Raw genomic sequence first — 5,352 nt, 5'->3', positions numbered from 1 at the left:
GTCACCCCAGGGGTGACCGGCCTCTTCCGTGCTCTGGCGACTTCTCGACCTCACTCCGTCCGGTACTCCGAACCCCAAGCCTCCACGGTGTCCGCTGCGCGATCGAACGCCTCGACACGGGAGAGGAAGTCCGCGTTGTGATCGGTCAGCAGCAGAAGGGGATCGCTCGATCCCTTCCGTACGAGAAGGAGTGCCTGGCCCTGGACCGTACGGGGCAGCCCCAGCCACCGCACGGGCTGCTGCGCCGTCCGAATCTCCGCGATCCGGGCCCATTCCACCGTGGTGGTCAGGACGAAGGCGACGCGCCGCAAGCCGTGCCGGCTCACCCACACCCCCATGCGCAGCAGACGCAGGGCCGCCGCGATGACGCCGCCTCCCAGCGCCATGCACACGGCCGCCCCGCCGAGCGCACCGGCGAACGCGGTGATCACTCCGGCGATCAGTACGAAGGAGGCAAGGAGGAGCAGCACAGCCGCGACCCCCACCCGCCAGGGCCCGGGACGGTAGGGCCGTCGCCACAGGTCATGATCGTCGAAGGGCAGGGCAACATCGTCCGCGTTCGCGTCGAATGTGCGGTCCGCCGTCAGGAAGGGCAGGGGCACGACTGATCCTCACTCACCAGCACACGGGATGGGGCTGTGACGGGTGAGGCTACCGAGGTGCCCTTCGGCCGACCACCCCAGGGGGGCCGTACGGGTCAGCGACGCTCGGCCGCTTCGGACTGCTGGCTGTGCGCCGGTGCGGTGCTGGACTCCAGCGAAGGCATGCCCAGGAGCAACGAACCGACGAGGCCCGCGACGATGGTCAGACCGGTCAGGGTGCGACCCGTGAGCTGGGAGACACTCGGGCGCTGTCTCGGTGGGGGAGTGACGTTACTGCGGAACTGATTGCGCTCGGCCACGAACGAAAAGGGGACGGCCTCGCGCCGGCGGAACATCAGGCACTCTCCTTGGTGTGATGATCGAGCTGTCACTCCTATAGACGTACGGAAAGCGGAATCGGTGCCCATTTTTCGCTGCCGATCCGACAGCCGGCCGGCTGTCGAGGAACCGATATGAGGACGGACGCCTCCCCGGTGTCCCCGGCAGAGCGGGGCGGCTCACGCATCTCGCACGTGGGTCTGTCACGGGGTCTGACATGCGGGCGGCCGTGGTGCGGTCGCACGCTGGCCGAGGTCGATCGGGGTCCGGCCGTGGGTCGGTCGAAGAAGGATGACGAGGCAGGTGGACTAGAGTGGTCGCCGCCCACGCAGCCCTTGGAAGGACCCCTCCCGGTGACCGATACGCCCGCCGAGTCCGCCACTCCCAGTTTCCGCGCCGACGTCAGCGTCGAGCTGGTGAAGCAGGCCGCCGCAGACTCCGACGTACTCTGGGCCGCCCGCGTCTCGACGGCAGGAGAGCAGTCCCTCGCGGAGTTGCAGAAGGACCCCGAGCGTTCCAAGGGGCTCATCAACTTCCTGATGCGCGACCGTCACGGCAGCCCCTTCGAGCACAACTCGATGACCTTCTTCATCAGCGCCCCGATCTTCGTCTTCCGCGAGTTCATGCGGCACCGCGTGGGCTGGTCGTACAACGAGGAGTCGGGCCGCTACCGGGAGCTACAGCCGGTCTTCTACGTTCCCGGCCAGGACCGCAAGCTGGTCCAGGAGGGCCGCCCGGGCAAGTACGTCTTCATCGACGGCAGCCCCCAGCAGCACAAGATCGTCAGTGAGGCGATGGAGGACTCCTACCGTCGGTCGTACGAGACGTACCAGGAGATGCTGGCCGCGGGCATCGCACGAGAGGTCGCCCGTGCGGTCCTCCCGGTGGGCCTCTTCTCCTCGATGTACGCCACCTGCAACGCCCGCTCGCTGATGCACTTCCTCGGTCTGCGCACCCAGCACGAACTCGCGGCGGTCCCGTCCTTCCCGCAGCGGGAGATCGAGATGGTCGGAGAGCGGATGGAGGAGCACTGGGCCCGGCTGATGCCGCTGACCCACGCCGCCTTCAACGCGAATGGGCGCATCGCCCCCTGACGTCCGGGGACTCGACCCTCTCCAGGAGATTCCCCCGGATTCCCGAAGGGGGACTTCCTCAGCGGCTGCCGAGGCCGTTGGGGACACATGTACGGACTCGTCCGGCGAAGTGTCCGCATTGCGGTGTTTCATGAAGTTCATCTAGGCTGATCAAACGGACCCGGCACTGCCTGAACCCCCGAGCAGGCAGTGCCGGGCTCCTTGCGTCAGTCGTACGTCACGCCCCTCAAGGGACACAGTGTGCTGAGCAACGAGTAGCGTGTTACCTATGGCTCCGATCTCCACTCCGCAGACCCCCTTCGGGAGGGTCCTCACCGCCATGGTCACGCCATTCACGGCGGACGGCGCACTCGACATCGACGGCGCGCAGCGTCTGGCGGCCCATCTGGTGGACGCAGGCAACGACGGCCTCATCCTCAACGGCACCACCGGAGAGTCGCCCACAACCAGTGACGCGGAGAAAGACCAGCTCGTACGGGCGGTACGGGAAGCGGTGGGAGATCGCGCCCACATCGTGGCCGGCATCGGCACCAACGACACCCGCCACAGCATCGAACTCGCCCGTGCGGCCGAGCAGGCCGGTGCCCATGGCCTCCTCGCGGTGACCCCCTACTACAACAAGCCCCCCCAGCAGGGACTGCTCCGCCACTTCTCGGCCATCGCCGACGCCACCGAGCTGCCGGTCATGCTCTATGACATCCCCGGTCGCAGTGGCGTCCCGATCGACACCGAAACGATCGTGCGGCTCGCCGAGCACCCACGGATCGTCGCCAACAAGGACGCCAAGGGAGACCTGGGCCGGGCCAGCTGGGCCATCGCCCGCAGCGGTCTCGCCTGGTACTCGGGCGACGACATGCTCAACCTTCCGCTGCTCTCCGTCGGCGCGGTGGGCTTCGTCTCCGTCGTCGGCCACGTCGTCACCCCGGAACTGCGCGCACTCGTCGACGCGCACATCAACGGCGACGTCCAGAAGGCCACCGAGATCCACCAGCGGTTGCTTCCCGTCTTCACCGGAATGTTCCGGACACAGGGCGTCATCACTACCAAGGCGGCCCTCGCCCTGCTCGGCCTGCCCGCCGGTCCCCTGCGGCTCCCCCTCGTCGAGCTGTCGCCCGAGGAGACCGCCCAGCTGAAGATCGACCTCACGGCCGGCGGGGTACAGCTGTGACCACAGACTTCACAACTAAATAAGTGAAACGACCCGATCGATCACGATCGGGTACAGAACCTGCAAGTGCACGAATGTCACGTACGCCATGTGTCCTTAGCGGCACGTGGCGTATGTGGTGAGGAGAGTCTTTTGAGCCATCCGCATCCCGAACTCGGCCTTCCGCCGAAGCTCGCCAAGGGTGGACTGCGTGTCACCCCTCTCGGCGGGCTCGGTGAGATCGGTCGAAACATGACGGTCTTCGAAATCGACGGCCGACTGCTCATCGTCGACTGCGGCGTCCTCTTCCCCGAGGAGGAGCAGCCCGGCATCGACCTGATCCTGCCCGACTTCACCACCATCAGGGATCGCCTCGACGACATCGAGGGCATCGTCCTGACCCACGGGCACGAGGATCACATCGGTGGTGTCCCCTATCTGCTGCGGCTGAAGCAGGACATCCCACTCATCGGATCCAAGCTGACGCTCGCCCTCATCGAGGCGAAGCTTCAGGAGCACCGCATCCGGCCGTACACGCTTGAGGTCTCCGAGGGGAACCGCGAGCGCATCGGCCCCTTCGACTGCGAGTTCATCGCGGTCAACCACTCCATCCCCGATGCCCTGGCGGTGGCGATCCGCACCTCGGCGGGAATGGTGGTGCACACCGGTGACTTCAAGATGGACCAGCTGCCGCTGGACCGTCGGCTCACCGACCTCCATGCGTTCGCCCGGCTCAGCGAGGAAGGCATCGACCTCCTCCTGTCCGATTCGACGAACGCCGAGGTCCCCGGGTTCGTTCCGCCGGAGCGGGACATCTCCAATGTGCTGCGGCAGGTGTTCGCCAACGCGCAGAAGCGCATCATCGTCGCGAGTTTCGCCAGCCATGTGCACCGCATCCAGCAGATCCTCGACGCGGCCCACGAGTACGGCCGTCGGGTCGCCTTCGTCGGACGGTCGATGGTCCGCAACATGGGCATCGCACGGGACCTCGGCTACCTCCGCGTCCCGGCCGGCCTCGTCGTGGATGTGAAGACCCTCGACGACCTGCCGGAGCACGAGATCGTCCTGGTGTGCACGGGCTCCCAGGGCGAACCGATGGCGGCCCTGTCCCGGATGGCCAACCGTGACCACCAGATCCGCATCGTCCAGGGCGACACCGTCATCCTGGCGTCGTCGCTGATCCCGGGCAATGAGAACGCCGTCTACCGCGTCATCAACGGCCTCAGCCGCTGGGGCGCGAACGTCGTGCACAAGGGCAACGCCAAGGTGCACGTCTCGGGCCATGCGTCCGCGGGCGAGCTGCTGTACTTCTACAACATCTGCAAGCCGAAGAACCTGATGCCGGTCCATGGTGAGTGGCGTCACCTGCGGGCCAATGCGGAACTCGGAGCGCTGACCGGCGTTCCGAAGGACCGCATCGTCATCGCCGAGGACGGCGTGGTCGTCGATCTGATCGACGGCAAGGCCAAGATCGTCGGCAAGGTGCAGGCGGGCTATGTGTACGTGGACGGCCTGTCGGTCGGCGATGTCACGGAGTCCTCGCTGAAGGATCGCCGAATCCTTGGGGACGAGGGCTTCATCTCCGTGTTCGTGGTGGTCGATTCCACCACCGGCAAGGTCGTCGGCGGTCCCCACTTCCAGGCACGCGGCTCCGGCATCGACGACTCCGCTTTCGGCGACGTCATGCCGAAGATCGAGGAAGCGATCGCCAGGTCGGCTTCCGACGGCGTGGTGGAGCCGCACCAGATCCAGCAGTTGGTGCGCCGAACCGTGGGCAAGTGGGTGTCCGACACCTACCGTCGACGCCCGATGATCCTCCCCGTGGTGGTCGAGGTCTGACGGTCTGACGACGCGTCCGCTGGAGCGGAGCGCCTCGATTTGCATCGGGGCGCTCCGCTCCAGTACGTTTACGACCCCGCCCGACCGGGAACCCGGAGTCTTCAGACACTTGGTCACCCGATCTCATCGGAACGGAAATTCCGACTCAGAATCTTCTGATAAAGTCGGCTCAGCCGAAAGGCGAAAAGCCCTTCCAATCGGGTGCTGGATCGAATTCGAAGTCCGGAAACGGAGTGAGAAAAAGGTCTGGTAGGGTTGGAAACGCAAGACCGGAGGGAAAAGCCCGGAGAGTCCTGAGAGGGATTTGAAGGAAGCGTCCGTTCCTTGAGAACTCAACAGCGTGCCAAAAGTC

The 5,352-nt window shown here is 66.0% G+C and carries 5 protein-coding genes; 3 read left to right on the top strand and 2 right to left on the bottom strand.

Annotated features, from left to right (window positions below; translation table 11 throughout):
* Positions 1–50 precede the first annotated feature (50 nt).
* Both ACFXJL_RS00025 and ACFXJL_RS00020 read right to left on the bottom strand, forming a co-directional pair.
* On the bottom strand, positions 51–602 hold the full coding sequence (locus ACFXJL_RS00025) for a hypothetical protein (RefSeq protein ID WP_358878630.1): 552 nt from the start codon (positions 600–602) through the stop codon (positions 51–53).
* A 95-nt stretch (positions 603–697) separates the two neighbouring features.
* Positions 698–937, bottom strand: coding sequence for a hypothetical protein (locus tag ACFXJL_RS00020; protein WP_329023889.1), 240 nt, complete (start codon positions 935–937; stop codon positions 698–700).
* Between the two features lie 336 nt (positions 938–1,273).
* On the opposite strand from ACFXJL_RS00020, the gene thyX reads away from it, so the two are divergent.
* The 3 genes from thyX (at position 1,274) to ACFXJL_RS00005 (ending at position 5,000) form a co-directional block, all read left to right on the top strand.
* A complete protein-coding gene (gene thyX, locus ACFXJL_RS00015) occupies positions 1,274–2,014 on the top strand; it encodes an FAD-dependent thymidylate synthase (RefSeq protein WP_358878629.1) in 741 nt (246 codons plus the stop codon).
* A gap of 268 nt (positions 2,015–2,282) precedes the next feature.
* Positions 2,283–3,182 (top strand): 4-hydroxy-tetrahydrodipicolinate synthase, encoded by a 900-nt coding sequence (gene dapA, locus ACFXJL_RS00010; RefSeq protein WP_329023893.1) that lies wholly within the window; start codon positions 2,283–2,285, stop codon positions 3,180–3,182.
* A 132-nt stretch (positions 3,183–3,314) separates the two neighbouring features.
* On the top strand, positions 3,315–5,000 hold the full coding sequence (locus tag ACFXJL_RS00005) for a ribonuclease J (protein WP_329023895.1): 1,686 nt from the start codon (positions 3,315–3,317) through the stop codon (positions 4,998–5,000).
* Positions 5,001–5,352 lie beyond the last annotated feature (352 nt).

It is taken from the genome of Streptomyces sp. NPDC059256 (assembly GCF_042753785.1).
In the GTDB taxonomy this organism is placed as follows: Bacteria; Actinomycetota; Actinomycetes; order Streptomycetales; family Streptomycetaceae; genus Streptomyces.
This window is presented reverse-complemented; position numbering and strand designations above follow the sequence as displayed.

What these genes read in the sequence shown, in the direction of transcription:
- ACFXJL_RS00020 (WP_329023889.1), bottom strand. Translation starts at nt 937, where the DNA reads ATGTTCCGCCGGCGCGAGGCCGTCCCCTTTTCGTTCGTGGCCGAGCGC.
- dapA (WP_329023893.1), top strand. Translation starts at nt 2,283, where the DNA reads ATGGCTCCGATCTCCACTCCGCAGACCCCCTTCGGGAGGGTCCTCACC.